The 26,927-nt window shown below is 57.9% G+C and carries 23 protein-coding genes; 5 read left to right on the top strand and 18 right to left on the bottom strand.

The features are described from left to right. Position 1 precedes the first annotated feature (1 nt). Positions 2-514, top strand: coding sequence for a chemotaxis protein CheD (locus ACKZ62_RS14495; protein ID WP_447096920.1), 513 nt, complete (start codon positions 2-4; stop codon positions 512-514). Beyond that, a complete protein-coding gene (locus ACKZ62_RS14490) occupies positions 511-1,587 on the top strand; it encodes a protein-glutamate methylesterase/protein-glutamine glutaminase (protein WP_442116186.1) in 1,077 nt (358 codons plus the stop codon). The genes ACKZ62_RS14495 and ACKZ62_RS14490 overlap by 4 nt, the downstream gene beginning before the upstream one ends. A gap of 15 nt (positions 1,588-1,602) precedes the next feature. Here ACKZ62_RS14490 and ACKZ62_RS14485 read toward each other — a convergent pair whose 3' ends face one another. After that, positions 1,603-2,232 (bottom strand): response regulator, encoded by a 630-nt coding sequence (locus ACKZ62_RS14485; protein WP_442116187.1) that lies wholly within the window; start codon positions 2,230-2,232, stop codon positions 1,603-1,605. Next, positions 2,229-5,234 (bottom strand): sensor histidine kinase, encoded by a 3,006-nt coding sequence (locus tag ACKZ62_RS14480; protein WP_447096919.1) that lies wholly within the window; start codon positions 5,232-5,234, stop codon positions 2,229-2,231. The genes ACKZ62_RS14485 and ACKZ62_RS14480 overlap by 4 nt, the downstream gene beginning before the upstream one ends. A 239-nt stretch (positions 5,235-5,473) precedes the next feature. On the opposite strand from ACKZ62_RS14480, the gene ACKZ62_RS14475 reads away from it, so the two are divergent. Together ACKZ62_RS14475 and ACKZ62_RS14470 are read left to right on the top strand one after the other, a co-directional pair. Then, the gene (locus tag ACKZ62_RS14475; protein WP_447096918.1) at positions 5,474-8,371 is read left to right on the top strand and encodes an ATP-binding protein; all 2,898 of its coding nucleotides are present in this window, start codon (positions 5,474-5,476) and stop codon (positions 8,369-8,371) included. Next, positions 8,356-9,414 carry an HD-GYP domain-containing protein gene (locus ACKZ62_RS14470; protein ID WP_442116190.1) on the top strand — a complete coding sequence of 353 codons (1,059 nt, stop codon included), beginning with the start codon at positions 8,356-8,358 and terminating at the stop codon, positions 9,412-9,414. Before ACKZ62_RS14475 ends, ACKZ62_RS14470 begins: the two co-directional genes overlap by 16 nt. Before the next feature lie 164 nt (positions 9,415-9,578). On the opposite strand, the gene ACKZ62_RS14465 is transcribed toward ACKZ62_RS14470, so the two are convergent. From ACKZ62_RS14465 to paaF, 16 genes are all read right to left on the bottom strand, one after another. Further along, positions 9,579-9,710, bottom strand: a complete 132-nt coding sequence (locus ACKZ62_RS14465) for a DUF2256 domain-containing protein (protein WP_081797726.1) — start codon at positions 9,708-9,710, stop codon at positions 9,579-9,581. Between the two features lie 108 nt (positions 9,711-9,818). Beyond that, positions 9,819-10,634, bottom strand: coding sequence for a DUF1206 domain-containing protein (locus ACKZ62_RS14460; RefSeq protein ID WP_032887308.1), 816 nt, complete (start codon positions 10,632-10,634; stop codon positions 9,819-9,821). Positions 10,635-11,858: 1,224 nt separating this feature from the next. Continuing rightward, the gene (gene paaZ, locus ACKZ62_RS14455) at positions 11,859-13,907 is read right to left on the bottom strand and encodes a phenylacetic acid degradation bifunctional protein PaaZ (protein WP_447096917.1); all 2,049 of its coding nucleotides are present in this window, start codon (positions 13,905-13,907) and stop codon (positions 11,859-11,861) included. A gap of 30 nt (positions 13,908-13,937) precedes the next feature. Further along, positions 13,938-15,584, bottom strand: a complete 1,647-nt coding sequence (locus ACKZ62_RS14450; protein ID WP_447096916.1) for a cation acetate symporter — start codon at positions 15,582-15,584, stop codon at positions 13,938-13,940. Continuing rightward, a complete protein-coding gene (locus ACKZ62_RS14445) occupies positions 15,581-15,889 on the bottom strand; it encodes a DUF485 domain-containing protein (RefSeq protein ID WP_122680997.1) in 309 nt (102 codons plus the stop codon). The genes ACKZ62_RS14450 and ACKZ62_RS14445 overlap by 4 nt, the downstream gene beginning before the upstream one ends. 47 nt (positions 15,890-15,936) lie before the next feature. Further along, a complete protein-coding gene (paaE, locus tag ACKZ62_RS14440) occupies positions 15,937-17,013 on the bottom strand; it encodes a 1,2-phenylacetyl-CoA epoxidase subunit PaaE (RefSeq protein WP_122757323.1) in 1,077 nt (358 codons plus the stop codon). A 33-nt stretch (positions 17,014-17,046) separates the two neighbouring features. Further along, positions 17,047-17,571: a 1,2-phenylacetyl-CoA epoxidase subunit PaaD gene (gene paaD / locus ACKZ62_RS14435; RefSeq protein ID WP_447096915.1), complete on the bottom strand. Its 525-nt coding sequence runs from the start codon at positions 17,569-17,571 to the stop codon at positions 17,047-17,049. Further along, positions 17,558-18,319, bottom strand: a complete 762-nt coding sequence (paaC, locus tag ACKZ62_RS14430) for a 1,2-phenylacetyl-CoA epoxidase subunit PaaC (protein ID WP_122680994.1) — start codon at positions 18,317-18,319, stop codon at positions 17,558-17,560. Before paaC ends, paaD begins: the two co-directional genes overlap by 14 nt. Positions 18,320-18,327: 8 nt before the next feature. After that, complete coding sequence (paaB, locus tag ACKZ62_RS14425) at positions 18,328-18,609, bottom strand: 1,2-phenylacetyl-CoA epoxidase subunit PaaB (protein ID WP_007943393.1); 282 nt, start codon at positions 18,607-18,609, stop codon at positions 18,328-18,330. 15 nt (positions 18,610-18,624) lie between these two features. Next, positions 18,625-19,614, bottom strand: a complete 990-nt coding sequence (paaA, locus tag ACKZ62_RS14420; RefSeq protein ID WP_122486330.1) for a 1,2-phenylacetyl-CoA epoxidase subunit PaaA — start codon at positions 19,612-19,614, stop codon at positions 18,625-18,627. A gap of 174 nt (positions 19,615-19,788) precedes the next feature. Next, positions 19,789-21,114 carry a phenylacetate--CoA ligase PaaK gene (gene paaK, locus ACKZ62_RS14415; protein ID WP_122757324.1) on the bottom strand — a complete coding sequence of 442 codons (1,326 nt, stop codon included), beginning with the start codon at positions 21,112-21,114 and terminating at the stop codon, positions 19,789-19,791. A gap of 105 nt (positions 21,115-21,219) precedes the next feature. After that, complete coding sequence (gene pcaF / locus ACKZ62_RS14410) at positions 21,220-22,425, bottom strand: 3-oxoadipyl-CoA thiolase (protein ID WP_447096914.1); 1,206 nt, start codon at positions 22,423-22,425, stop codon at positions 21,220-21,222. Next, a complete protein-coding gene (paaI, locus tag ACKZ62_RS14405; RefSeq protein WP_122757326.1) occupies positions 22,418-22,867 on the bottom strand; it encodes a hydroxyphenylacetyl-CoA thioesterase PaaI in 450 nt (149 codons plus the stop codon). The genes pcaF and paaI overlap by 8 nt, the downstream gene beginning before the upstream one ends. Continuing rightward, positions 22,860-24,377: a 3-hydroxyacyl-CoA dehydrogenase PaaH gene (paaH, locus tag ACKZ62_RS14400; protein WP_447096913.1), complete on the bottom strand. Its 1,518-nt coding sequence runs from the start codon at positions 24,375-24,377 to the stop codon at positions 22,860-22,862. The genes paaI and paaH overlap by 8 nt, the downstream gene beginning before the upstream one ends. Before the next feature lie 3 nt (positions 24,378-24,380). Beyond that, positions 24,381-25,172 (bottom strand): 2-(1,2-epoxy-1,2-dihydrophenyl)acetyl-CoA isomerase PaaG, encoded by a 792-nt coding sequence (gene paaG, locus ACKZ62_RS14395; protein WP_122757328.1) that lies wholly within the window; start codon positions 25,170-25,172, stop codon positions 24,381-24,383. A gap of 30 nt (positions 25,173-25,202) precedes the next feature. Further along, positions 25,203-25,976, bottom strand: coding sequence for a 2,3-dehydroadipyl-CoA hydratase PaaF (paaF, locus tag ACKZ62_RS14390; protein ID WP_447096912.1), 774 nt, complete (start codon positions 25,974-25,976; stop codon positions 25,203-25,205). A 328-nt stretch (positions 25,977-26,304) separates the two neighbouring features. Here paaF and paaY point away from each other — a divergent pair, with 328 nt between their 5' ends. Further along, a complete protein-coding gene (gene paaY / locus ACKZ62_RS14385; RefSeq protein WP_447096911.1) occupies positions 26,305-26,901 on the top strand; it encodes a phenylacetic acid degradation protein PaaY in 597 nt (198 codons plus the stop codon). The last annotated feature ends 26 nt before the right edge of the window (positions 26,902-26,927 follow it).

The raw sequence follows: 26,927 nt of genomic DNA, 5'->3' as shown, positions 1-26,927 counted from the left end.
CATGCCTCGGTTGATCGAACACTTCCTGCAACCTGGTGACGTGGCGTTTGGCGGTCGACAATTGCGGTTGCGTACTGTGCTGGGGTCCTGTGTTGCGCTGGTGTTCTGGCATCCACAACGACTATTGGGCGGGATGTGTCACTACATGCTGCCTCGTCGACGCAGACAGGACGTAGGTAGTCTCAATGGCCGCTATGCGGCAGATGCGTTAGCGCTGCTGTTCAAATTCATGGTGCGGGCGCAGGTTCCCCCCGAACAGTTTTCCGTCAGCGTGTTCGGCGGTGGAGACATGTTTCCCGGAGTGAGGCGTTCCGATGGCTTGAGCATTGGCCAACGGAACGTGAATGCCGCCATAGGCCTGATCGAGGCCAATGGGTTGGTGTGTGAGGTCTATCACGTCGGTGGCCAAGGTTATCGGAGCCTGGTGTTCGATGTGGGCACCGGGCGCGTTCAACTCAAGCATGCCGACGGCACGTTGAACCCGTTCGAGTCGCCCAGGAGTAACGCAAGATGACGGATATTAAAGTATTAATCGTCGATGATTCCGCAGTCGTACGTCAGGTACTGAGTGCTAGCTTGAGCCAGGCCAGCGGGATCGAGGTCATCGGTGTCGCGGTTGATCCGGTGTTCGCCATGGAAAAGATGAGCAAGCAATGGCCTGATGTGATCGTGCTCGACGTAGAGATGCCGCGTATGGACGGCATCACTTTTCTAAGAAAGCTGATGGCCGAACGCCCCACGCCGGTGGTGATCTGTTCGACGCTGACCGAGAAGGGCGCCAAGACCACCTTGCAGGCGCTGTCGGCGGGGGCGGTGAGTATCGTCACCAAGCCGCAGTCCAATTTGCGACAGTTCCTGACCGAGAGCGCGGACGAACTGATCCAGGCGGTCAAGGCTGCCGCCAAGGCCAATATGAAGCGGGTAATGAGTACCCGAACGGCTGTTGAGGCTGCCCCTCGACTCAGTGCCGACTCGATCTTACCGGCCGGCGTGGCAGCGATGGCCCGCACCACGGAAAGCATAGTCGCCATCGGCACTTCCACTGGCGGCACGCAAGCGTTGGAGCAGGTGCTGCGCGGGTTGCCCCGGGTTTGCCCGGGCATTGTCATTGTTCAGCACATGCCGGAAAAATTTACCGCCGCCTTTGCCGAACGCCTCAATCAAGTGTGTGAGATTGAAGTTCGAGAGGCGGAGCAGGGCGATCGGGTGATTCCGGGGCGCGCGCTGATCGCGCCCGGGGGCCGTCATATGCTGTTGAAGCGCAATGGCGCGCAGTATCAAGTGGATATCGTGGACGGTCCTGCGGTCAGCCGGCATCGTCCCTCGGTGGACGTGCTGTTTCGTTCGGTGGCGCGCGGGGCGGGCAGCAATGCCCTGGGGATTATTATGACCGGCATGGGCGATGACGGTGCACGTGGCTTGAAGGAAATGCGTGATGCTGGCGCAAAGACCCTTGGGCAGGATGAGGAGTCTTGTGTGGTGTATGGAATGCCGCGTGAGGCGTTAAAGCTCGGAGCAGTAGAACGGGAGTTGCCGCTGGAGCAGATCGCTGCGGCTATCCTCGGTGTACGCGGGCATCATCGCTAAGCGTGGACCGCTGTTTCAGACTAATCCTTCCTTCAAGGCGTAACGCACCAGGTCAGTACTGGTGGTGAAGCACATTTTTTCCATCAGTCGAGTCTTGTGGGTACTCACGGTTTTATTGCTGATGACCAGTTGCTCTGCGATCTGGTTGACACTCATGCCCTGGGCCAGCATGCGCAGTATCTGGAACTCCCGGGCGGAGAGACTCTGCGATGGGCTTTCGGGGGACAAACCTGTGCTCTGTAGCGCGATCTGTTCGGCAAGTTGCGGGTCGAGGTAGCGACCACCGGTGGCCACCTTGCGAATCGCCGCTAACAGTGTTTCCGGATCACGGTCCTTGGTCATGTAGCCTGAGGCACCGGCGCGCAAAGCACGCTGGGCGATATGGGCTTCGTTGTGCATGCTCAGGATCAGCATCGGCAGCTTGGGGTAGTGCGCGTGGACACGGCCAATGAGGTCCTCGCCACTTGTTCCGGGCATAGTCATGTCAAGCAGTAGCACGTCGATCTGGATGTTACGAAGTAGATCCAAGACCTGGGAGCCATTTTCCGCTTCCGCCACTACGGAAAAATCCTTGACCAAGGCAAACAATTGCTTGAGCCCTTCACGCATTATTCTGTGATCGTCGGCCACCATCAGTCGGATCATGAGTTGTGCTTCCTTGAATCGGGCACACGCAGTTGCACGGTAGTGCCGTTGCCAATGCTAGTGGAGATATTGGTGGTGCCACCCAAGCTCAGGCCACGCTCGCGCATGCCCAACAGGCCGAGCGTCTTTGTGGGTTGCACACGCTGATCGAAACCTTTGCCATTGTCGGTGACCTCCAACATCCAGCCACTGGTTGTTTGTTCAAAGGTGACGCTGACCCGTGTCGCCTCGGCATGCCGCGCGATATTGGTCAGTGACTCCTGAGCGATGCGGAACGCCGCAGTGGCGCTGGCATCGTCCAGCTCGACTTTTTCGGGGCGAATGTGCAAATCGCAGGCGATAGCCCATTGCTGTTTGAAGGTGTCGGTCAACCACTCTAATGATGCAGCGATTCCCATATTGAGAATGGAAGGGCGCAGGTTGGTCGATATGTTCCTCACCACCTGCACTGTCTGGTCGATCAGGGACAGTAAACGTGTCACTTGCTCACTCAATAGTGGGAGTTGTTCGCCGTACTGAAAGCGCAGCAGCGAAGTGCCCATCCGGATTGCGGTCAAATGCTGACCCAGTTCATCGTGTATCTCCTGTGCGATCAGCTTGCGCTCCTCTTCTCGGTCGCTTTCACGGCTGGACATCAATTGACGCAACTGACTATTGAGCGATGCCAGTCTTTGTTCCGCCACTCTTAATGCTGATATGTCACGAACAACCGCGAGTACGGTGGTGATTTGCCCTTGGACATTGTGTTCCGGAACGAGACTGATGTGATAGACGCGTCGTAAGCGACGATGGTCATTGAGCACATACTCATGCTCCACCGGGTGGCCGTTTTCCGCGGCCTCGATGACTGCTGCATGAAATAGCTGGCTTTGAAGGCTTTTTGGCAAAACCTCAAGTAGATCTTTATGCAGCAGGTCCACTTGAGGTCGATCAAGCCAGTGTTCCAGGGCCGGATTGATAAACAGCAACTTTCCAGAAGGAGTCAGGCGTGCGATGCCGTCTGGGGAGTTTTCGACCAGTGTGCCAATTTCTTGTTGTCGGGCGCGTTCGTTGCGTTGGGTTTCGCGGATATCGGTAATGTTGCGGGCAATACAAACCATGCGGTGCAAGCGGCCATTGATATCGGCCACGGGTACCAGATTAAAGTGAATGACGAGCGAGCGCTCACCGCAGGGCACCTGTGCATCCAGTTCAATGGGAGCCCCTACGGCGATGCAATGTTGACAGATGGCTTCTACGATTTCTGCGGCCTCACTTTCCAGGCACTGATTCAAAGGTTTGCCAATCAACTGTGCGTGGGACTTGGCTAATATCTGGCACAGTTGGGGATTTGCTTCCAGGCAAACGAGCTGCTGGTCGGCATCGATGCCCATCAGGCTAAGCATATCCTGCGAGTGGTCGAAGACTTCGCGGTAGCGGCGTTCACTTTGGGCGAGAATATTGAGAGTTGAATAGCGTTCCCAGGCAATAGCACCGATATTGCTGGCTATTTGCGCATGTTTGCGATCCTGTGCGCTTAACACAGCCTCGCCACTTACAAACAAAAAAATCATGCCCACCGTGTGCCCGGCGGCATTGACTACCGGCTCCAGCCAACAACTTCGGTAACCTTCCCGCACGGCTGGCAAGGTGAATGTCAGGTGTGCGACTTCTGTTTGCAAATTGCCTATCAAGCGACGCCGGTCGAAAAACTCAGGATGGCTCTCAACGTCCGCTGCAAGACAGCCTTCAATCGTCACAGGCCCTAGATCAGGCATATCGTGGCTTTCGTCGCCCGGTATTGTCTTGAAGACAATGGCATTGTGAAACTCGGGTATCAGTACCTGCAAATATGAACTGAGCAGCGGTTGAATATCAGCCAAGACACCCTGGGTGATCATCCCCTGAAAAATCGCGGAACGCGCATTCTCGGCGCGCTCTTGCATGCGCAAAGTGCTGATATTTTGCGCCATGACTAGTACCCCGGAGAGCTCCCCTGAATCATCATGCTCGGCGGTCAAACTGCATAGAAAATCGATGGAGCGGCCAGAGTAGGGGTCTTTGCTTTCCAGCAGAAATGTTGTGGCAGTGCCGGTGGACAAAGTGTGCTGCAGTTGTGCACGGTAGCGCTCGTCGATTTGATTTAGAGGCGCCGGTTGGGTTGCGACGTGTTCAAAGATGTGAGTTTTGGGAAACCCACGAGCGCGTTCGAACTCAGGGTTGGCGTAAATTTGTTGGCCGAGCCGGTTGTACCTAAGAATAATGTTTTGCGAGTTTTGGGCTAGAGAGCGGTATTTTTTTTCGTTGTTTAACAACGCCTGGCGCAAAGCGAGGTGTTCACTGATGTCCTCAAGCTGGGAAACATAGTACAGCGGCTCTCCTTTGTGGTTGCGGGCGATACCCAACGTCAAGCGTGCCGACAGTATGCTGCCGTCCTTGCGGATATAGCGTTTTTCTAGGGTCAGGCTTACGCGTTGCCCTTGAATGAGTTCTTGTAATTCATCTTTGTGAGCGTACGCATCGTCGGGGTGTGTCAAGTGTTGGAATGAGGTCGCACGAAGTTCTTTTTCGGTGTATCCGAGCATCTGACAGAGCATCTGGTTTGCGGCGATCCATTCGCCAGTCATTCGTAGCATGGCCAGGCCGGTACCTGCGGAGTCGAATGCCAGACGATAATCCTCCTCGGCAAGCCTTATAGAGCCAGTTGGGCGGATCTTTACTATGAACGTTCCTCGTTGGACCTTGTAGTCGAGCTTGATGCTCAGGGCGTGGCCACTGATCGAAACACTCTTAAAGTGCCAGCAGCCCTGGAGCCTTGCATGGTTGAGGTGATTGTCGAAAGTAGAGGGCGCGAGGGAGAGAAAAGAGGCTGGAGAGTGGTTGCCAGATGGCTCTCCCACGCCCAGCAGGGCGATGGCGCAATCGTCTATTGCAAGTAGCAACCCTTGGCTATCCAGCAGAAGAACACCGGTTTCATCTGCGTCTTCTATGAACGCTCCCGCTTCCGCGATGGCCGTATCCATTAGCCTTACTCCTTCTGAGCCAGTCCGGAGCATAGCGTAAGGCATACATGACAGTACGGGTTGTTCGACTATGGTCATATGGTTGCTAGCCGGTGCTTGATAGGCGCTAAACCCCGAATGTGTTTTCGACTGGAAAAAATCACCGCATATGTTTGGGATTCTTGGACAAATGACGGAGATGAGAGCAGCATGGTGTCACGGTGCCACCATCTATTGGTCTGAGGTCAAGGAGAGTGCCGATGAAAGCAGCCGCAACCCAAACGACCAGTCTACGTAGATGGATCTGGCGTGCTTTTGTAAGTACTAGCCTATTGCCGCTGTTTTTGGTTGAAGGCGTGCTAATCACCACCTACTTCATCACCAACCACTCCATTCGTAACTCTCAAATTGAATATCTTCACCAAAACGCTACTCGAGATATTCAGGCTTCGGCTGAACAGAATGCTCTATTGATACAAGGCCAACTAGAGCAGATCTACAAGACAGTAAGTCTATTCGCTAAGTCGACTGAGTATGAGCTTGCCGAAGACCCACCTGTCACAGAAGCCTCGTTAGCGGTAAGTCCTGACGGTGTTCGCTATAGCGCGGATAATGACGGGGCACCCGCTTCATTTTACTCAAACATCACCCCCCTGGAAAAACAAGACCTGTATAAGGTTTCGCGTCTAGCTAATCAAGACTTCATGATGAAGCAGTTAAAGGAAGAAAATCCCTTAATTTCAAGTATTTACTTCAATGGCAGGGATAGTTACAACCGCATTTATCCTTGGTTCAACACGTTATTGCAGTATCCCCATGACATGGATATCCCTCAATATAATTTTTACTATATGGCAGATGCGCAACACAATCCCACGCGAAAAGTAGTTTGGACCGAGGTGTACTTAGACCCTGCCGGTAATGGTTGGATGATGTCGGCTATCGCACCGGTCTATAACGGTCAAACGCTGGAGGGGGTAGTTGGTGTAGATGTCACGGTTGACGGCATTTTGAAGCAGATCGAGAAGCTGAAGGTGCCTTGGGGTGGCTATCTGATGATGGTCAGCGACAAGCTCAATGTCATGGCCGTACCGCAAGCCGGTGAAGTTGATTTTTCTCTATTGGCCACGAACCTGGCGTCTGCCGAATCGGTAGGCCGGGAACAGTTACAGTCTCAAGATTTCAACCTCGCGAGCCGTCCCAATCTTGACGCCCTTAATAAGAGCATGCGCGATACTGATAACGGTACGGTTGCACTGCAACTCAATGGTCGTCCTCATTTGGTTGCCTGGAGTGCGATTCCATCCACGGGTTGGTACCTATTGGCCGTGGTGGACGAAGCGGCGGTGATGCATGAAACCAATATGCTCGCTAATCATTACCGAGAAGTCGGGTACGTAATGATCGCTGGGCTTGTGCTGTTCTATGTCGTGTTTTTTGCCTTTATGTGGTGGCGCACCCGCGCGCTGAGCCAGCAGTTGCATTCCCCTGTCCTTGGAGTGTCCCGAATGATGAGGGAGATCGGCCAAGGCAACTGGCAGCCTATGGGCAGCCCCTCGGATATCACGGAGTTGTGGTCCATGTCCAACCAGGCGCTGGGCATGGGCAGGCAGTTAGAAAAGGCGGAGTCTACTCGCATCGCTACACAGCAGCGCCTGGAGTTGGTTATGGAGAGTTTTGCCGAAGGGCTTTGGGAGTATTCCCCAAATAGCCGGCGCTTTATTCTCAAGGGGGCTCTGTGTTTGCGTTTCGGTTTTTCGTCGAACGATGTACCCATCGAGCTGTTACTGGAGAAAATCCATCCTGAAGATCGAGAGTCCTTCACGCAATTTCTGTTGGCTGCTCAAGGTAGCGTCAGCATGGCACTTGAAATCGAATTTCGGATTAGTGATGTCCAGGGTGAGTTCATGTGGATTCTTTGCCGTGGGCGTATGTTGCAACCATCTCAACTCGAAAGTTTCGACGGGTTGGTAGTCGCTTGTGTTGATATTACGACTCTCAAACGAACTCAATTGGATCTAAGGGAAAAGACGCTGGAGGCGGAATCTGCGAGCACCGCTAAATCCAAGTTCATTTCTAGTATGAGTCATGAACTGCGCACTCCGTTGAATGCTATTTATGGTTTTGCCCAATTGGGCCTTATGCAACTCCCCGCCGAACCGTCTCAACATGCCACTAACCTGCATGAAATCATCGATGCCAGTGAACATTTGATGCAGTTGGTTGATGATCTTCTTGACCTCTCCAGTTTACAGGCTGAAAAGCCGCTGCTGGGTATGAAGCCGATACCGGTGCTGGCCTTGTTGCATAGTTGTGCTGATATGGTTCAACAGCAAGTTCTGGACCATGGCCAGACCCTGCACATTGAGGATGTACCAGATTCTTGGGAGGTATGGGCGGATAAACGGCGGCTCAAACAAGTGCTTATAAACCTTTTATCCAATGCCATTAAATACAATCGACCCCATGGAAATATTACGCTAGGTGCGCGTAAAGTTGATAATGAATCGCTATTTCAGCTCTATGTAATAGATACAGGTATCGGGATTAGTGCGGCTCTTCAGAGTGAGCTTTTCAATCCTTTTCAGAGACTTGGCAAGGAAAACTCATCCATACAGGGAACTGGGATTGGGCTGGCGCTGTGTAGGGATTTGGCACACTTGATGCGCGGTAGCATGGGCTTCAAAAGTGAACTGGAGCGAGGGAGCACTTTTTGGATTGAGTTATGTTCGGCTGAATATTCGGTACCAGTCGATGCAACAGGCGCTACACAGTCTGCCTTGCCGAAAGTGTTGTTGGTGAGCGATGATCTTGAGCAGGGTGAGCTAATCTATAAGGCGTTAACTGGCTATGTGGAACTGGAGCAGGTCAGCACGCTACTGCAGGCTGAACTTAACCTTCAGTACTCTTTGGTGAATGTCTTAATTTTGGCGACGCAAGCTCCAGAGAGTGTGTTGAGTGCGTTTATAAAAAATCTGCGGAAAAATATTGTACCGAACCGGATGTCAATCATCGCCGTGGGCACATCTAAAGGTAAAGAAATAACGAAAGAGCTGGAGTGTCAGGCCGTATTGGTACCTCCGTTGGAGCCAGTCAATGTTCGTAGTGTGGTTCTTGCGATAACAATGGGAGTTAAGGATTTATGTTTTCCAAAATAAAATCTGAAAGTAAAATCGTTATTATTGATGATGTTGCCACTAATCTTCGGCTATTAGAGTCGTGTTTGCGAGCCTTTGGTCTTGATAACATCAGTACCTTTTCCAACTCTGCCGAAGGCCTCGACTGGTTGCTCTCAAGTGATTGGGACTTGGTATTGCTGGATTTGGATATGCCGGACCCGGATGGCTTTGAAATTCTTGAGCGTCTCAAAGAACGCAACCGTACCGAGTCACCCATCATTATCGTAACGGCTTTGAATGACCCGCAAAACAGGCGCAAAGGTCTTGAAAGAGGCGCCAATGACTTTATTTCCAAACCCATTGACTTGCCCGAAGTATTATTGAGAGTGCGCAGTTGCCTGGAGTTGGCGCAGGCGGCAAGACTCTTACGCGATGCGAATTGCGAACTGGAGCGCAAGGTGGAGTTGCGTACGGCCCAGTTGGCGTCCAGCTACAACGCAATCATCAGTAGCTTGAGCCGAGCAGCCAGTTATCGTGACGACGACACCGGTAGTCATATCAGGCGTATTGGAAACTCTGCCGCGATGCTGGCCAAAGCCATCGGCATGCCTGCCCAATGGTGTGAACTGATCCGTATGGCGGCACCGATGCATGATGTCGGAAAAATAGGCATAGAAGATGCCATTTTACAAAAGCGTGGATCGCTTACGCCTGCGGAGCGAGAAATTATGCAGCAACACTCACAAATTGGTTACGAGATTCTGCATGATCTGAATGGTTCTCCGGTTACAGATCTAGCCGCGGAAATTGCGTTGGCACATCACGAGCGCTGGGATGGCACTGGCTACCCTAATGGGTTACAGCATGAGGAAATCCCACTGTCCGCAAGAATCGTCGCAATCTGCGATGTCTATGACGCCCTGCGAATGCACCGTCCCTACAAGCAGGCATGGGATGTCGAGCAGTCAAGGCGTTACATCATTGAGCAAGCTGGAAGCCACTTTGATCCTTTGTTAGTAGATGTCTTCTGTAATTTATTTGACGAGGTGGAACAGTTACGCCTTTCAACTCACGACGATTGAGTGCGTGATTAAAATCTCAATGGAGGGCCGCCAGATAAATTACTTGATCGGGCAAAAACTCGGAGCTACTAGCTAAGTGTCGTTGCGGAGAAGGGAGGAGGGGGCAGGCGTAAATTGTTTCATGTAGCTTGAGTACAAGAGGGCCTGTGACGGCCCTTTTTTGGTCAACGTTTGCTGCGCCGGCAGCGCTCCGAGCAATAACGGACTTCGTCCCAGCAGCGCGCCCATTTCTTCCTCCAAGTGAAGGGAAGACCACAGATCACGCAGGTTTTTACGGGAAGCTCACTCTTTTTCACGGATATTACTACCGGCTGGTGCGATCAATAGATCTCGTGGATAACCCGCCAAGATCGTGGCCCTGGTGCGAGTAAGGCTCCCCATGGCCGTGAGACTTCCGTTTCTCATCAATCCTTGCTCGGTACTCCCGGCACATCCATGTTGATCTTGCGCCAAAAGGCTTCAGAGAAGCTGTACACCGAGAAGGCAATCAGCCCCAAGGCCATCACCATCAAAATTAACCAACCAGCAGGTAGATTTTGGAGCGCATCCAGCGATTCCTTCATACCAGGTGGATCCATGGCTTGATAAGTGGAACCACTGATGGCCAGTAACAACGCAATTTCTAAAAATACGACTCCACGGGCGATTAGTCCGAATCGTGATACCGGGCGGACGTATCGCATGACGTCTTCATCGGCCTCAAAATATCTCTCGAATGACGCTTTCCATCCCTTGATGATGTGAGCAATACCAACCCCAAGCGGAACGAGTGCGATCAGGTATACCAACACATTCGAGTGATCCCATGACAAGAGATGCGCTAACCAGTCTTTGGTTTGCCCTCCAGAATCGCCCGAGCTTTTAATACCGCTAATGAGTAGGCCCAACGCAAAAAACGCTAGAGCGCCGTTGAACATACCTCCCGCGAACAGACCAGCTCGAATCACCAACCCTTTGAATTTCTTGCCATGATGATCGACATCGCGTGTAGCTTGCAGGATGCGCCACGCCGCAAATGCGAGGAGGCCAGCCACCACAAGGCCAACTAGAAAATAGCCAAAGGGTTGGCTTAGCAGTGCTTCCAGGCTTTTGTGGCTGTCCTTCGGTTTCGTCGAATCTTGTGCTGCCAGCAGTGCGAAGATACCGATGATCAAATAAAGCAATCCCCGAGCGGCGTAGCCTCCCCGAGCGAGTATTACCAGGCTATGTTGCGCGGACATTCGATGTATTCCTGAGGTCTGATACAAGAGCAGACCCCTATCGCTGGGTGGGGTTCTATTACCAAGTCGAAGGGTGAAGTGATTTAAAAATCCCCAACGCCGGCCGCAGTCGAGATTACCTCGCCCAAGCGGGTCTTTTGGGCCTACAGTTTTGAGAGGCGCTCGCTGTAAGGAATATATACGTCCGGCACTTGCTGTTGACTTCGGGCAATGTGCATCCCTCAACGAAAGCTGGGGCAAGGGATGGGAAGGGTGCTTCGATCGGTTTTCCTTCACGCCATTGGCGGCAGCGTCCATCGGCCAGGCTACCTTGTTGCGCATGGCCGGGATTCTTCGAAATCGCATGGCCGTTGCCCCATTGATACAAGAGCCCAAGCGTCAGCTGCAGAACGAAAAGAAACCGAGCACTTACGGCGCTTTGACCAACTGTTGGCCGACAGCCCTGACTTTCTGGTTCCTTGTACGTGTGCCCAGTTCAGAACGCCGAATACTCTGGTGAGTTTAGAAGGCGCCCGAGGCGTGTGGTTTCGACGTAGCAAGCCCCAGAAGCTTTGCTCAGGATTCTAGCTACGTGCCAACCAGGCAAAATATCGTTGGCAGTACCAGACGCTGACAAATGGACGGCTGGAAGCGGTGACAGCCTGCAGCTTGGCGATCGCATCGGCATTTTTTGGAAATTGACTGATGCCTGATGGACGCCATTCAACGTGAGTGCAGAAAATTGGGAAAGGGACAGTAGGCGTTGAGGGATATATGGCCGATGAGCATCTCTACGTAATATCCTGTTTTACAAGTGGGCGATGTCAGATGTTCATAAGCCGCTCGAAAGCCGACCAAACATGGCTCGACGCGCTAAAAATTAGTGCAAATGTTCATAAAATTATGTTTATGGACGAGGTTTTCTGCTCATCTGGTCGATCTGCCTTTGGGCGGTTACTCAGCGGTTAGGACGCTGCGGTAGATGAGCGGGGAGTCTCATTGGGGGGATTGACGCTGGCCGATTGGGACATCCGAGCGAGCCGCTTGATGCCGGACTTCGGCAGAACCACTTGCTGAGGCTTACCAAGGCTGGTCCACCGAGTATGTCGAGCACCTGGCGCAGGGGGTGAGTGGTAGGCCGGACGGCCGGTTGTGGCAGGATCGATGCCATCAAAACCAAGTGCGCTCAGGTCGAGTTCATCGACCACGCGCACTGGATTTTCTTCGGCTAACGTTTAGTAACTCTTAGCGCTTTACGACTAACGTCAAAATGTCATAACTGGCGACCAGTTCGCCCATCTGGTTGGTCACCTCCACATCCCACGCTACCACCCCTTGCGCAATGCCCTGCGGGCTCTTCTTGCCCTGGTCGATTTTGCGTTTGCACGTCAGGCGGGCCTGGATGGTGTCACCGATGCCCACCGGAGTGATAAAGCGCAGGGTGTCCAGGCCATAGTTAGCCAGTACCGGGCCAGGGGCTGGCGAGACGAACAGGCCGGCTGCGGCGCTGAGCACGAAGTAGCCGTGGGCGATGCGCTTGCCGAATTGGGACTCCTTGGCGGCGATGTCGTCGAAGTGCATGTAGAAGTGATCCCCCGACAGGCAGCCGAAGTTCACCAAGTCTGCCTCGGTGACAGTGCGGCGGTGGGTCAGGAGGGATTCTCCGATTTGCAGGTCCTCGAAGAAGCGGCGGAACGGGTGCACTTCGGTCTCGATGACCTTGGCGCCGCGTACGTATTCCCCGGTGACGGCCGCCAGCATAGTGGGTGAGCCTTGTACCGCGGCGCGTTGCAGGTAGTGTTTCACCGCGCGCAGGCCGCCGAGTTCTTCGCCGCCGCCGGCACGCCCCGGGCCGCCGTGCTTGAGTTGAGGAAGGGGCGAGCCGTGGCCGGTGGATTCGGCGGCGGATTCGCGATCAAGTACCAGCAGGCGGCCGTGCCAGGCAGCGGCCACCGGTATGGCTTTGGCGGCGATGTGCGGGTCTTTGGTGATCAGGCTTGCCACCAGGCTGCCTTTGCCGCGCGCCGCCAGCGCCAGGGCTTCGTCCAGGTCGTCGTAGGCCATCAGTGTGCTGACCGGGCCGAACGCTTCTATATCGTGGGCGCCGCCTTCGGCGTGTGGGTTGCGTGATTGCAGCAGGGTCGGTGCAAAGAACGCGCCTTGGCTGACGTTTTCACCACGCGGTTCGAAACCGTCGCGAGCGCCGAATAGCAGCTCGCTGCTGTGCAACAAGGCCTCCAGGCGCTCGGCCACATCCTTCTGTTGATCATGGGACGCCAGAGGCCCCATGCGTACACCTTCTACTGACGGGTCGCCGACCACCACCTTGGCCAAGCGCTCGCGCAAGCGGCTGGCAACCGCATCAATGTGCTTGGCCGGGACAATAGCGCGGCGAATGGCAGTGCACTTCTGCCCGGCCTTGACGGTCATTTCGCGGGCGACCTCTTTGATGAACAGCTCGAACTCTTCATCGTCCGGCGTCACATCCGGGGCGAGAATTGCGCAGTTCAGCGAGTCAGCCTCGGCGTTGAACGGCACCGAATTGCGGACCAGGTTCGGGTTCACCCGCAGCTTGGCCGCCGTGTCGGCGGAACCAGTGAAGGTCACCACGTCTTGGCCTTGCAGGCGGTCGAGCAGGTCACCGGTGCTGCCGATCACCAGTTGCAGGCTGCCCGGCGGTAACAGGCCGGATTCGTCCATCAGGCGCACCACGGCTTCGGTCAGGTAGCTGGTGGCGCTGGCGGGTTTGACGATGCACGGCACGCCGGCCAAAAAGCTCGGTGCGAATTTTTCCAGCATGCCCCAGATCGGGAAGTTGAAGGCGTTGATGTGCACCGCCAGGCCGCCACGTGGCACCAGGATATGGGTGCCGGCAAACGTGCCTTTTTTACCCAACGGCAGCGCCGGGCCTTCGTGGACGATATTGCCGGATGGCAATTCTCGCGAACCGAGGCTGGCGTAGGTGAAAAGGGTGCTGTTGCCGCCTTCGATGTCGATCCAGCTGTCTGCGCGGGTTGCGCCGCTGTGGTGGGAGATCGCGTAGAGCTGTTCCTTGCGTTCGCTCAGGTACAGCGCCAATGCCTTGAGGCGCTGGGCCCGTTGCTGGAAGTCCAACGCCATCAAGCCGCTGACGCCCAGGCTGCGGCCGTGGGCGACGGCTTCGGCGAAGTCCGGACGTTCTTCATGCGTGCGTGCGAGTTCGTGGCCGTCGATGGCGCTACGCAGAACTTGGGCACCGTGTTGGCCGATCCAGCGACCGGCGATAAAGCTTTGCAGGGTAGGGGCGTGAGGCATCACGATTCCTCCAGGGTAGAAAATCAGGGGTTAGTGTTTGCTGGCGCCCGAGGCGCCGATTCCGGTCATGGAACGGATGAACTGCGCCAGGTATCGGCCGCGCTCAAGGGCTGCACGCGGCGAGGTGTCGGTGACGGAAAACAGCCAAGCGCTTAAAAACGCCAGACTCATGGAAAACAGCGCAGGGTTGGAATAAGGGAACAGCGCCTTCTCGTAATGCAGCACGTTGACCCACACCGCAGGGCTCAGCACCAGCAGCACAATCGCCGAGACCAGCCCGGCCAGGCTGCCGGTCACGGCGCCGCGAGTGGTCAGTCCCTTCCAGTACATCGAAAGGAACAGCACCGGGAAATTCACCGACGCAGCAATCGCCAGCACCAGGCCGGACAGGAACGCGATGTTCTGCGATTCGAACAGCAGGCCGAGGATGATCGCCAGCACCCCGATGCACAGCGTGGCGATGCGCGACACGCGGATCTCCTGCTGCTCGGTGGCCTGGCCTTTGCGCATGACGCAGGCATACAGGTCGTGGGATACCGCCGAAGCGCCAGACAACGCCAGCCCTGCCACCACTGCCAGGATCGTGGCAAACGCCACCGCCGAAATGAACCCGAGAAAAAGGTTGCCGCCCACCGCCTGCGCCAAGTGCACCGCGATCATGTTGCCGCCGCCGATGATCGCGCCGTTGGCGTCACGGAACGCCGGGTCGGTGCCGACCATGACGATGGCACCAAAGCCCACCACGATCAGCAGCAGGTAGAAATAACCAATGAACCCGGTGGCATAGAACACGCTCTTGCGTGCTTCCTTGGCATCGCTGACGGTAAAGAAGCGCATGAGGATATGGGGCAGGCCGGCGGTTCCGAACATCATGCCCACGCCGAGGGAAATCGCATCAATGGGGTTGGACAACAAACCGCCCGGCGCCATGATCGCGCTGCCCTTGGCATGCACGGCAGTAGCGCCGGCAAACATCGCCTCGGTGCTGAAACCGAAATGCTTGAGCACCATGAAGGCCATGAATGTGGTGCCGAACAGCAGCATCACCGCCTTGATGATCTGCACCCAGGTGGTCGCGAGCATGCCGCCAAAGGTCACGTAGAACACCATTAGCACGCCCACCAGCATCACCGCATACAAGTAGTCGATGCCGAACAGCAGCTCGATCAACTTGCCCGCGCCGACCATCTGCGCTACCAGGTACATCAGCGCCACGGTAAGGGTGCCAAAGGCCGAAGTGAGGCGTACCGGGGTTTGCTCCAGACGGTACGACACCACGTCGGCAAAGGTGTATTTGCCCAGGTTGCGCAGGCGTTCGGCGATCAAGAACAGGATGATCGGCCAGCCGGCCAATACGCCCAGGGCATAGAGCAAGCCGTCATAGCCGTTGAGGAACATCATCGCCGAGATGCCCAAAAAGGAGGCTGCCGAGATCATGTCACCGGCAATCGCAAGGCCGTTCTGGAAACCGGTCATGCCGCCGCCGGCGGTGTAAAAGTCACTCGCTGAACGCGTGCGCAACGCCGCCCAGCGCGTCACGCCAAAAGTGAACAGCACAAACACCAGGAACATACCGATGGCATTCCAGTTCAGTGGCCGCGCCACGTCATCGGCTGCGATGGCCAGGTCGGTGGCCAACGCCAGGGGCAACAGGAACCACGCGATCAAACGGCTCATGCGGCGCACTCCTGCTTGAGTTTGTCGTTGAGCGGGTCGATCACATGGTTGGCGCGGTGCACATAAAAACCAGTCAGCGCAAAGGCCAACAGCACGATCACCACGCCCACCAGCATGCCCACGGTGGTGACGCCACCGCTCAGGGACTGCCCAAGGGTGGCGGGGGAAAACGCCACCAACAGCACAAAGCCGAAATAAACCACCAACATGATCAGCGACAGTGACCAGTACAGGCGCTGTTTGCGCCGTACCAACTGGAGAAAGTCGGGGTGCCGGTGGATGCGTTCGATGTCGTCGGGAGTCATGGCGCTGTGGTCCTTTTTATTGTTGTGTTGGGGTATGGCTGCACGCGTCAGAGTTGGTCGAAGTCCAGTACCACCTTGTCGCTGATCGGGAACGCTTGGCACGACAGCACGTAGCCGGCGGCCACTTCGTAGTCCTCCAGGGCGTGGTTGCTGTCCATTTCCACTTCGCCTTCGATGACCTTGCACTTGCAGGTGGAGCACACGCCGGCTTTGCACGAATACGGCAGCTCGGCGCCCTGGGCGTTGCCAGCGTCGAGGATGCTCTGGCTGTTGCGCGGCAGGTCGAAGGCCAGGGCGCGGCCGTCGCTGATCACCGTGATCTGGCTGACGGCGGCGTCCAGTTCGCGAGCGGCTTCGCGGGCCTCACGCTTTTGCTGGCTGCCGGCGGCGGCGAACAGTTCGAAATGAATACGCTCAGCCGGCATGCCTCGGGCCTTGAGGCTGTCGCGAACGGTCTCGGTCATTTCCTGCGGGCCGCAGATGAAAGCGGCGTCGAGTTGCTTGACGTCCAGCCAGCGGGAGAAGAGTTGCTCGCACTTATCGCCGTTGATGCGGCCGTTATAGAGGTCGACGTCCTGCTGTTCGCGACTGAACAGGAAGATCAGGTTCAAGCGCTGCAGATAGCGGTTTTTCAGATCTTCGAGTTGCTCGCGAAACAACGCGCCAGAGCTGGAACGGTTGCCATACAACAGCGTTACGCGGCTGTTGGGTTCGGTTTGCAGCGTGGTCTTGATAATTGACAGAATCGGCGTGATGCCGCTGCCGGCCGCCACCGCCAGGTAATTACCGTGGCGTGCTGGGTCCAATTCGACATGGAAATGCCCAGCGGGTGGCATCACCTCCAGGCTGTGCCCGGCCTTGAGTTGTTCGTTGGCAAACGCCGAAAAGCGCCCGCCGGCCACGCGCTTGATGGCGATCCGCAGTTCTCCGTCGTTGACCCCGGTGCAGATCGAATACGAGCGGCGTACTTCTTCGCCGTCCAACTGAGTGCGCATCACCAGGTGCTGGCCCTGGGTGAAGTGAAAACTGTCTTGCAGGTGCTGCGGAATCTCGAACGCGATGGACACCGCGTCACGGGTTTCGCTGCGCACATCCTTGATGACCAGGCTGTGAAATTTGCTCATTTTTATTCTCCAACCGAGAGGGCCAACGGCCCCTCAGATGCACTTGAAATAGTCGAACGGCTCGAGGCAGTCACGGCAGCGGTACAGCGCCTTGCAGGCAGTGGAGCCGAATTCGCTGAGCACCTCGGTGTGGGCGCTTTCACATTGCGGGCAGACCACCGTCGGGCTTTCACCGAGCAGGCTGCGCTTGCTGGTAACGCCCACTGGTGGTGCGATGCCGTAGGCACGCAGGCGTTCGCGGCCATCGTCGGTAATCCAGTCGGTGGACCAGGCCGGGGTCAACTTGCGCTCCAGGTGTGGCTTGCGAAAACCGGCCTGCTCCAGGGCTTCGCGAATATCGCTCTCGATCACTTCGGTGGCGGGGCAGCCGGAGTAAGTCGGCGTGACCACCACATGTAGATGGCCTGCCTGCCAGTCGAGGTCGCGCACGATGCCGAGGTCGACCACGCTGACCACTGGCACTTCCGGGTCCATCACCAAGGCCAGGGTGGCCCAGGCAGCTGCCAGGTCGGTGGGTTGCGCCGGCCGGTCGCTGGCGATCAGCTCACCAGGTCGCATCGGGGTACGCTCGGGGTAAAAACTGCATTTCGGCCAACAGAATGCCCAGGTGCTCGGTGTGCAGGCCACGCCGGGCATTCAGGTAGAAGTAGCTCGGTGCCGGGGGTATGGGCAGGGTGGCGCTGGCGAACATTTCATTGACTGTTTTTTGCCAGGCAGCGGCGACCTGCGCGGTGTCCGGGGTGGTGCCGGCGGCGCACAGGCGCTGTTCGCTCTCATCGGCGCTGGTCAGTTCGACGGTGAAGCGCCACAGCTCGGGAATCGCTGCGAGCATGCGTGCATGGCTTTGCTCAGTACCGTCGCCCAGACGCTCCACCCACTCACCGGAGCGGCGCAGGTGGTAGGTGACTTCCTTGACGGCCTTGGTGGCGATCCCTGCGATGCGTTCATCACTGGACTGGCTCAGGCCTGCCAGCACCGGCAAGTGCCAGGCGTCGTACAAAAATTGCTTGAGGATGGTCACCGCGTAATCGCCGTTGGGTTGTTCCACCAGCAGCAGATTGCGGAAGGCGCGTTCGTCGCGGCGGAAGGCCAGGTCGTCGGCGGTGCGGCCGTCGTCCAGCAGCTCGGCGGCGTATTCGAGCCAGTTGCGTGCCTGGCCCACCAAGTCGAGGCCGACGTTCATCAGCGCCAGTTCTTCTTCCAGCGCCGGCGCGTGGCCGCACCATTGGCACAGGCGCTGGCCTTGGATCAAGGCGCTGTCGCCGAGGCGCAGCAGGTATTCGATCAGATCGGTTTGCGTGTTCATGGTCGACCTCACATGTGCCCGACTTCGGCCGGCAACTCGTAGAAGCTGGCGTGGCGATAGACCTTGTCGTCGGAAGGGTCGAACAGCGGGTCTTTTTCATCCGGCGACGAGGCGGTGATCAGTGCCGAGGGCACTACCCACAGGCTCACACCTTCGCTGCGACGGGTGTACAGCTCGCGGGCGTTCTCAATGGCCATGGTGGTATCGGCGGCATGCACGCTGCCGACGTGTTTGTGGTTAAGGCCGTGCTTGCTGCGCACGAAGACTTCAAAAAGGGTCCATTCAGACATAGCGGCGACTCCAGATCAGGCAGCGTTCTTATTGTGTTTTTTACGGGCGTGGGCAACGGCGGCTTCGCGTACCCAGGCCCCGTCTTCAATAGCTTTGCGGCGGGTTGCAACCCGTTCTTGGTTGCACGGGCCGTTGCCTTTGAGCACTTCGTAGAATTCGTTCCACTGGATCTCGCCGAAGTCGTAGTGGCCGCGTTCGGCGTTCCACTTCAAGTCCGGGTCGGGGCACGTGCAGCCCAGCAGTTCCAGTTGCGGGATGGTCTGGTCGATAAAGCGCTGGCGCAGTTCGTCGTTGCTTTGGCGCTTGATCTTCCAGGCCATGGATTGAGCGCTATTGGGCGAGTGCTCATCGCTTGGGCCGAACATCATCAGCGACGGCCACCACAGGCGGTTGATTGCGTCCTGAACCATGTCTTTTTGCGCCTGGGTGCCGTGACGCATCATGGTCAGGAGGATTTCGTAGCCCTGGCGCTGGTGGAAGCTTTCTTCCTTGCAGATGCGCACCATCGCCCGGGAGTAGGGTCCGTAGGAGGTGCGCTGCAGCACCACCTGATTGACGATCGCAGCGCCATCCACCAGCCAGCCCACGGCGCCCATGTCGGCCCAATTCAGGGTCGGGTAATTGAAGATGCTCGAATACTTGGCCTTGCCGCTGTGCAACTTGGCGATCTCTTCATCGCGGTCGGCGCCCAGGGTTTCCATCGCGCTGTACAGGTACAGGCCGTGACCGGCTTCGTCCTGGATCTTGGCCATCAGTTGCAGCTTGCGCTTTAGGGTCGGCGCGCGAGTTACCCAGTTGCCTTCGGGCAGCATGCCGACGATTTCGGAGTGGGCGTGTTGGGAGATCTGCCGGATCAGGGTTTGACGGTAGGCGTCAGGCATCCAGTTTTTGGCTTCGATCTTGATTTCGGCATCGATTTTTTCCTGGAAATGGCGCTCCTGTTCGGACATCTCCGACAGGTCCTTGATGCGCTTCACTCCGGTTTCTACAAGCTGTGCGTACATGGTGAGTCTCCCGCCTGGAATCTGTTAAAGGCATGGAGAACTTTATAAGTGATACAGAAATATTTATCAAACACAAAATAACGTGTCATTAGGGTTTTTGTATCGCTTCGCGCGTTATGGTTTCTCAACGGGCAAAAAAAAGCCCCGCCGGAGCGGGGCTAAAAAGTGCAGCAGTCATGCTTTAGGGCGGTTGTCGATCACGTGGCAGGCCTTGCCTTCAGAGCGTTTGATCGAATGAATAGGCTGCAAAACGATACGCGTACTGATCCCAATGTAAGTTTTGATGTGACGGCTCAGCTCGCCGGCGATGACTTTTTGCTGTTCGTCGCCCAGGTGCTGATGTTCGGCCTTGAGCTCCACATGCACGTCCACGCTGTCTAAATTGCCGTTGCGATACAGATGGATCTCATAGCACTCGCACAGCTGTTTGACTTTCAGTACCTGCTCCTCGACCTGGGTAGGGAACACGTTGACCCCACGGATAATCAGCATGTCATCGCTGCGGCCGGTGATTTTGTCGATGCGCCGCATCGGCCTCGCCGTGCCGGGCAGCAGGCGCGTCAGGTCGCGGGTGCGATAACGGATCATCGGCAGCGCTTCTTTGCTCAGGGAGGTGAACACCAGTTCGCCCATCTGGCCGTCCGGCAGCACTTCGCCGGTGACCGGGTCGATGATTTCCGGGTAGAAGTGGTCTTCCCAGATGGTCGGGCCGTCCTTGGTTTCGGCGCATTCCATAGCTACACCCGGCCCCATGATTTCCGAGAGGCCGTAGATGTCGAGGGCGGTGATGCCCAGGCGGTTTTCGATGGCGCTGCGCAACTCTCCAGTCCAGGGTTCGGCACCGAAGATGCCAAGGCGTAACGCGAGCTTGTGCGGATCGAGGCCTTGGCGCTCGATTTCATCGGCGATGTTGAGCATGTAGGAGGGCGTGACCATGATGATGTCTGGCTGGAAATCCTTGATCAGCTGCACCTGCTTTTCAGTCTGCCCGCCAGACATCGGGATCACTGTACAGCCCAGGCGTTCGGCACCGTAGTGCGCGCCCAGGCCGCCAGTGAACAGGCCGTAGCCATAGGAAATATGCACCTTGTCGCCCCGTCGCCCACCCGCTGCACGGATCGAACGGGCAACTACGTTGGCCCAAGTGTCGATGTCGTTTTGGGTGTAACCGACCACCGTCGGTTTGCCGGTAGTGCCGCTGGACGCATGCAGACGTACCACGTCTTGCATGGGCACGGCGAACATGCCGTAGGGGTAGTTGTCGCGCAGGTCAGACTTGGTGGTGAAGGGGAACTTCGCCAGGTCTTCCAGGCAAGTGATATCGCGGGGGTGCACGCCTAGCGCATCAAAGCGCTGGCGGTACAGCGGCACATTGGTGTACGCGAGGTTGAGGCTCCAGCGCAGGCGCTCCAGTTGATGCTGGCGCAACTCATCGATGCTGGCGGTTTCCAGCGGGTCCAACACAGGTTCAAGCACGGATTGGGCAATTGGCATGTTCATGACTTCACTCGAATTATTGTTGTGTTCCGGCCCTGTTGCACCAGGGCTTTGAGTGCATGCCCCAAGGATACCGCTCGGGTCCTCGGGAATTTAGGTTATTTGGTTCTATAGGCGCTCGATGATCAGTGCGATGCCTTGGCCGACGCCGATGCACATAGTGCACAAGGCATAGCGGCCCTGGCGCTCCTCCAACTCATGCAGGGCAGTGGTTACCAGGCGTGCGCCACTCATGCCCAGCGGATGGCCAAGGGCAATCGCGCCGCCGTTGGGATTGACCCGTGGGTCGGTGTCGCCCAGGCCCAGTTCGCGCAGTACGGCCAGGCCCTGGGCGGCGAACGCTTCGTTGAGCTCGATTACGTCCATGTCCGCCAGGCTCAGGTTGGCCAATTCCAACACCTTGTGGGTGGCTGGCACGGGGCCGATGCCCATGATGCGCGGCTCGACGCCCGCAGTGGCCATGGCCACCACTCGGCCGCGTGCCTTCAGACCATATGCCTTGGCGATGTCCGGGCTGGCCAACAACAACGCGCACGCGCCGTCATTGACCCCGGACGCATTACCTGCGGTGACACTGCCGCCTTCGCGAAACGGCGTGCCGAGCTTCTGCAGTTGCTCAAGGGTGGTGTTGCTACGCGGGTGTTCGTCATGCTCGACGACCTTGGTCGGGCCCTTGCGCTGGGGTATTTCGACGGGGACGATTTCCTTGGCCAAGCGCCCGTTGGCTTGCGCAGCGCCGGCACGTTGCTGGCTGCGTAGGGCAAAACCATCCTGGTCGGCGCGGGAAATATTGAACTGCGCGGCGACGTTTTCGGCGGTCTCCGGCATGGAGTCGATGCCATACGCCTGCTTCATCAGCGGATTAACGAAGCGCCAGCCGATGGTGGTGTCATGGATCTCGGCCTCGCGTGCAAACGCCTGCTCGGCCTTGCCCATCACTAACGGTGCGCGGGACATCGACTCTACGCCGCCCACCAGCATCAGCCCCGCCTCACCGCAGCGAATGGCGCGTGCGGCAGTGCCGATGGCATCCAGCCCGGAGCCGCACAAGCGGTTGAGGGTGGTGCCTGGCACGTTCACCGGCAAGCCGGCCAGCAGCGCCGACATGCGCGCGACGTTGCGGTTGTCTTCGCCGGCCTGGTTCGCGCAACCGTAGATCACATCGTCCACAGTGCTCCAGTCCACGTTAGGGTGGCGGCGCAGCAACTCTCGCAGCGGCACTGCGCCGAGGTCGTCGGCACGCACACTGCTCAAGGCTCCTGCGTAGCGGCCGATGGGGGTGCGCACCGCATCGATGATCAGGGCGTCATTCATTCGAGGTCTCCTGCGCGAGCACCGGGCCGCGCACTTTGTAGGATTTGCCATGGAACAGCGCGATTAGCTCGCCCTGTTGGTTTTCGATACGCACGTCATAGTTGCCGGTGCGACCTGAGCGGCTTTGCTCGATGCATTCGGCATTCAGGGTGTCGCCCAAGCGGGCCGGGGCGACGTAGTCGATACTGCAACCCATGGCCACCGTGGCTTCGTTGTAACTGTTGCAGGCCAGCGCAAAGGCCGAATCGGCCAGGGCAAACAGGTAGCCGCCGTGGCAGGTGCCGTGGCCCTGGAGCATGTCGGCGCGCACGCTCATGCCCACGCGGGCGGTGCCTGGTGCGGTCGAGAGCAGGCGCATGCCCATTCCAAGGCTGGCGCTGTCGCGCTCGAACAGGGCTTGGGCGCAGGCACTGGCCAAGCGCATCGCGTCGTGATTAGTCATGCAAACATCTCCCTTCGGCCACGCGACGGCGCAGCAGCAGCGACGGCCGGTAGCGTTCTTCGCCATAACTGGCTTGTAGGTTTTCGAGCACGCGCAGCACATGGGGCAGGCCAATGGCATCGGCCCAGGCCAGGGGGCCTTCGGGGTAATTGACCCCGGCGCACATCGCCAGGTCGATGTCGGCGGCCGAGGCCACGCCTTGTAGGAGGGCGTCTGCTGCTTCGTTGGCAAGCATCGCCACCGTGCGCAGCACGGCGAGGGCCGGGCTGTCGCTGAGCACGCTGACGCTGAACCCGGCGTGTTGCAGCAGCGCCACGCCGTCTCCAAAGGCTGTCGGGTCAATTCCGGCCGCGCAACTGATGGCGAGGCGGCTCCCAGTGCCGTAGTCATGCACCAGGTCCAGCAGAATAAGGTTGCGCAGGCCATCTTCCTGGGCGCGCTGGCAGGCCATGCGCCCGTCGCTCAAGGCCAGCACCGCATCGCCGACCCGCAGCAAACCCTGGCCGTCGCGGATGAGGACCTCGATGGCTTGCTCGCGCAGGCGTGGGATCAATGGGTTGGCGATCCCCAAGTCACCTTCGACCACACAGCAGGTGACGGTCCGCTCGCTGTGGGTGGTTTTTGCGGATGCGCGCTCAGCACCGTCCGCATAGTTGTAGAAACCCTGGCCGCTCTTGCGGCCCAAGCGCCCGGCGTCTACCAAGTCTTTTTGGATCAGCGAGGGCTGAAAACGGTTGTCGCTGTAGTAGGCGTCAAACACTGAGCAGGTCACCGCGTAATTGACGTCATGGCCGATCAAGTCCGTCAGCTCGAAGGCGCCCATGGCAAAGCCGCCGGCGTCACGCATCAGCGCATCCAGGGTCGGACAGTCGGCAACGTCTTCCTGCAACAGGCGCAGGCTTTCGGCGTAGAACGGGCGGGCCACACGGTTGACGATAAAGCCTGGCGTCGAACGGGTGTGCACCGGTTTTTTGCCCCAGGCCTTGGCCGTTGCGTATAGGCGGTCGGCCAAGGCCGGGTCGCTGGCCAGGCCGCAGACGATTTCCACCAGTGCCATCACTGGCGCCGGGTTGAAAAAATGCAGGCCAAGCAAACGCTGTGGACGTTCCAACTGGGCGGCAATGCTGGTAATAGACAGCGAAGACGTGTTGCTGGCCAGAATGCATTGCTCGCCGCAGATACCTTCCAACTGGCGGAAGAGGGCGCGCTTGACCTCGAGGTTCTCGACGATGGCCTCGATGATCAGCGCGCAATCGGCCAGAGCATCGATGGACTCCACGGCCTGCAGGCGAGCGATGGTGGCCGCACGGTCATCGGCCGAAAGCTTGCCTTTTTCGACGCGTTGACCTAGTTGCCGGTCAATCCCGTCGATGGCCTGGGCGGCTGCACCGGGGCGGTTGTCCAGCAGCAGCACCGGGTGGCCGGCCTGGGCAGCGACCTGGGCGATCCCGGCGCCCATGGCCCCGGCGCCGATCACGCCAACGCGCGCAGTGGTGTTCAGTACGGTCATGGCTCAGCGTCCCTTGAAGCTAGGGGTGCGTTTTTCTATAAAGGCGCTGACGCCCTCACGGTAGTCCTCACTGCGCCCGGCCAGGCGTTGCAGGTCTTTTTCCAGCTCTAGCTGTTCGTCGAAGGTGTTGCTCAGGCTGGCGTTGAGGCTGCGCTTGATCAGTGCCAGGCCGTAGGTCGGTTGGGTAGCCAGATGGCGGGCGAGGGTCAAGGCTTCGTTGCGCAACTCGGCATCGTCTACGCAGCGGTAGATCAGCCCCCACTGCTCGGCCTGTTCGGCGCTCAAGCGATTGCCCAGCAGCGCCAGTGCCTTGGCCCGGGCCATGCCCACCAGGCGCGGCAAGGTCCAGGTGCCGCCGGAATCGGGGATCAGGCCGATCTTGCAGAAGGCCTGGATAAAACTCGCCGAACGTGCAGCCAGCACAAGGTCACATGCCAGCGGAATATTCGCCCCAGCCCCGGCCGCCACGCCATTCACCGCGCAAATCACCGGCATCGGCAGGTCGCGCAGTTGGCGGATCAGCGGGTTGTAGAACTTCTCCATCGACTCGCCCAGGTCAGGCACGGCGCTGCCCGGTGCGACGTTGCGGTCGCTGAGGTCTTGTCCGGCGCAGAAGCCGCGGCCTTCACCGGTGAGCAGCAACACGCGCACATCCGGGCTCTGGCGCACTTGCTTGAGGGCTTCTTTTACTTCGCCGTGCATCTGCGTATTGAAACTGTTGAGTTGCTCCGGCCGATTGAGGCTGAGCAGAGCGACGCCGGCGTCTATGGAAAACAGGATGTGCTCGAAGGTCATGATCAGGGTGCTCTCTGGGAAGACTGGGGATTACTGGCCGGTGAAGGTCGGCGGGCGTTTTTCCTGGAAGGCGCGGATACCTTCGTCGCGGTCGCGCGTGCCGGCCAGAACGGTAAAGGCGTGGCGCTCAAAGCGCAGGCCGCTGGCCAGGTCTGTGTCCATCGCCTTGAGCAGCGCCTCCTTGGCCAGGCGCACGGCCAGCGGCGCTTTGCCAGCGATGTTGCGGGCGATCTGCAGGGCGCGGTCGACGGTGAATTCAGGTTGGGTCACTTCGCTGACCAGGCCGGCGCGCTGCGCATGGCGGGCGTCGATGGGCTCGCCGGTGAGCACCATCTGCATGGCCATGGATTTGCCCACTGCCCGGAGCAGGCGTTGGGTGCCACCCGCGCCGGGCATGATGCCCAGGTTGATTTCCGGCTGGCCGAAGCGGGCGTCTTCGCCGGCAATGAGAATGTCGGCATGCATCGCCAGCTCACAGCCACCGCCAAGGGCGAAGCCGTTTACCGCCGCGATTAGGGGTTTGTTGAAATGGGTGATGGCGTGCCACGCGTCCTGGCGGGGGTCATCGAGAATGCCCACCAAATTTCGCTCGGCCATTTCATTGATGTCGGCGCCGGCGGCAAATGCCTTGCGGCTGCCAGTGAGTACTACGGCACGGGTGTCCTCATCTGCTTGGGCGATGGCCAATTCGGCGGCCAGCTCTCTCAGCAGTTCGGTGTTGAGGGCATTCAGCGCCTGGGGACGCTGCAGCGTGATCAGGCGCACGCCCGGTGCAAAAAACTCAACGGCAAGGGTCTGAGGCATGGCGGATGCCCTCGGTGTACGCACGGCGTGGACGCCGGCTTATTGTTGGATCGGCCGCAGGTGGCCGGTTTTGGCCGAGTATACCTATAAAGCGATACGCAAAATCAAGCATGAAATTACATTAGCGTGTCCTATATATGCGGTCATGCTCTTCGGATAAAGTGAAATTATGGGCTATAGCCCTTATTTAATGAGTAATTTTCGCTTTTTTCGAGGGCTGCAGGCGGGTCGATAAAAGCGATACGTTTTTTGTTGTTTGTATTCCAAATTCAATATGATACAAAATATGCGTGTATGTGCATCGCTTTGCGTCTTCAAGGAGTTTTCTATGACGTGCTACAGCCTCAACGGCCTCACCCCGGTGGTGGACCCCAGTGCCTATGTGCATCCTTCGGCCGTGCTCATCGGCGATGTCATTATTGGCCCGCACTGTTATGTCGGGCCGCTGGCCAGCTTGCGTGGTGACTTTGGCCGCATCGTGCTGGAGGAGGGTGCCAATATTCAGGACACCTGCGTCATGCACGGTTTCCCGGAGAGCGACACGGTGATCGAGCGCAATGGTCATGTCGGTCACGGTGCGGTGTTGCACGGTTGCCGCATTGGCGAGGATGCCCTGGTGGGCATGAATGCTGTGGTCATGGACGGGGCCAGGATTGGTCCGCGTTCATTCGTATCGGCTACGGCGTTCGTCAAGGCGGGCTTCGAATGCCCCGAGCAATCGTTGGTGATGGGCGCCCCGGCCAGCGTCAAGCGTAGCCTCAGCGATGGGGAAGTGAGCTGGAAGCAGACCGGCACCCGCGAGTACCAGAAACTGGCCAAGCGTTGCCTCACGCAAATGCAGGAATGCGAGCCGCTGCAGGCGGTTGAACGCGACCGGCCACGGGTTAGCGACAGCGGCCTGCGGCCCAAGGGTGCAACGCTGTGACCCTGCATTGCACGTGCAGGATGGTC

This window comes from Pseudomonas sivasensis (assembly GCF_052938085.1).
This window is presented reverse-complemented; position numbering and strand designations above follow the sequence as displayed.

Coding starts and splice junctions, on each gene's coding strand:
- ACKZ62_RS14495 (WP_447096920.1), top strand. CDS start 2: ATGCCTCGGTTGATCGAACACTTCCTGCAACCTGGTGACGTGGCGTTT.
- ACKZ62_RS14490 (WP_442116186.1), top strand. CDS start 511: ATGACGGATATTAAAGTATTAATCGTCGATGATTCCGCAGTCGTACGT.
- ACKZ62_RS14485 (WP_442116187.1), bottom strand. CDS start 2,232: ATGATCCGACTGATGGTGGCCGACGATCACAGAATAATGCGTGAAGGG.
- ACKZ62_RS14480 (WP_447096919.1), bottom strand. CDS start 5,234: ATGGATACGGCCATCGCGGAAGCGGGAGCGTTCATAGAAGACGCAGAT.
- ACKZ62_RS14475 (WP_447096918.1), top strand. CDS start 5,474: ATGAAAGCAGCCGCAACCCAAACGACCAGTCTACGTAGATGGATCTGG.
- ACKZ62_RS14470 (WP_442116190.1), top strand. CDS start 8,356: ATGTTTTCCAAAATAAAATCTGAAAGTAAAATCGTTATTATTGATGAT.
- ACKZ62_RS14460 (WP_032887308.1), bottom strand. CDS start 10,634: ATGTCCGCGCAACATAGCCTGGTAATACTCGCTCGGGGAGGCTACGCC.
- paaZ (WP_447096917.1), bottom strand. CDS start 13,907: ATGCCTCACGCCCCTACCCTGCAAAGCTTTATCGCCGGTCGCTGGATC.
- ACKZ62_RS14450 (WP_447096916.1), bottom strand. CDS start 15,584: ATGAGCCGTTTGATCGCGTGGTTCCTGTTGCCCCTGGCGTTGGCCACC.
- ACKZ62_RS14445 (WP_122680997.1), bottom strand. CDS start 15,889: ATGACTCCCGACGACATCGAACGCATCCACCGGCACCCCGACTTTCTC.
- paaE (WP_122757323.1), bottom strand. CDS start 17,013: ATGAGCAAATTTCACAGCCTGGTCATCAAGGATGTGCGCAGCGAAACC.
- paaD (WP_447096915.1), bottom strand. CDS start 17,571: ATGCGACCTGGTGAGCTGATCGCCAGCGACCGGCCGGCGCAACCCACC.
- paaC (WP_122680994.1), bottom strand. CDS start 18,319: ATGAACACGCAAACCGATCTGATCGAATACCTGCTGCGCCTCGGCGAC.
- paaB (WP_007943393.1), bottom strand. CDS start 18,609: ATGTCTGAATGGACCCTTTTTGAAGTCTTCGTGCGCAGCAAGCACGGC.
- paaA (WP_122486330.1), bottom strand. CDS start 19,614: ATGTACGCACAGCTTGTAGAAACCGGAGTGAAGCGCATCAAGGACCTG.
- paaK (WP_122757324.1), bottom strand. CDS start 21,114: ATGAACATGCCAATTGCCCAATCCGTGCTTGAACCTGTGTTGGACCCG.
- pcaF (WP_447096914.1), bottom strand. CDS start 22,425: ATGAATGACGCCCTGATCATCGATGCGGTGCGCACCCCCATCGGCCGC.
- paaI (WP_122757326.1), bottom strand. CDS start 22,867: ATGACTAATCACGACGCGATGCGCTTGGCCAGTGCCTGCGCCCAAGCC.
- paaH (WP_447096913.1), bottom strand. CDS start 24,377: ATGACCGTACTGAACACCACTGCGCGCGTTGGCGTGATCGGCGCCGGG.
- paaG (WP_122757328.1), bottom strand. CDS start 25,172: ATGACCTTCGAGCACATCCTGTTTTCCATAGACGCCGGCGTCGCTCTG.
- paaF (WP_447096912.1), bottom strand. CDS start 25,976: ATGCCTCAGACCCTTGCCGTTGAGTTTTTTGCACCGGGCGTGCGCCTG.
- paaY (WP_447096911.1), top strand. CDS start 26,305: ATGACGTGCTACAGCCTCAACGGCCTCACCCCGGTGGTGGACCCCAGT.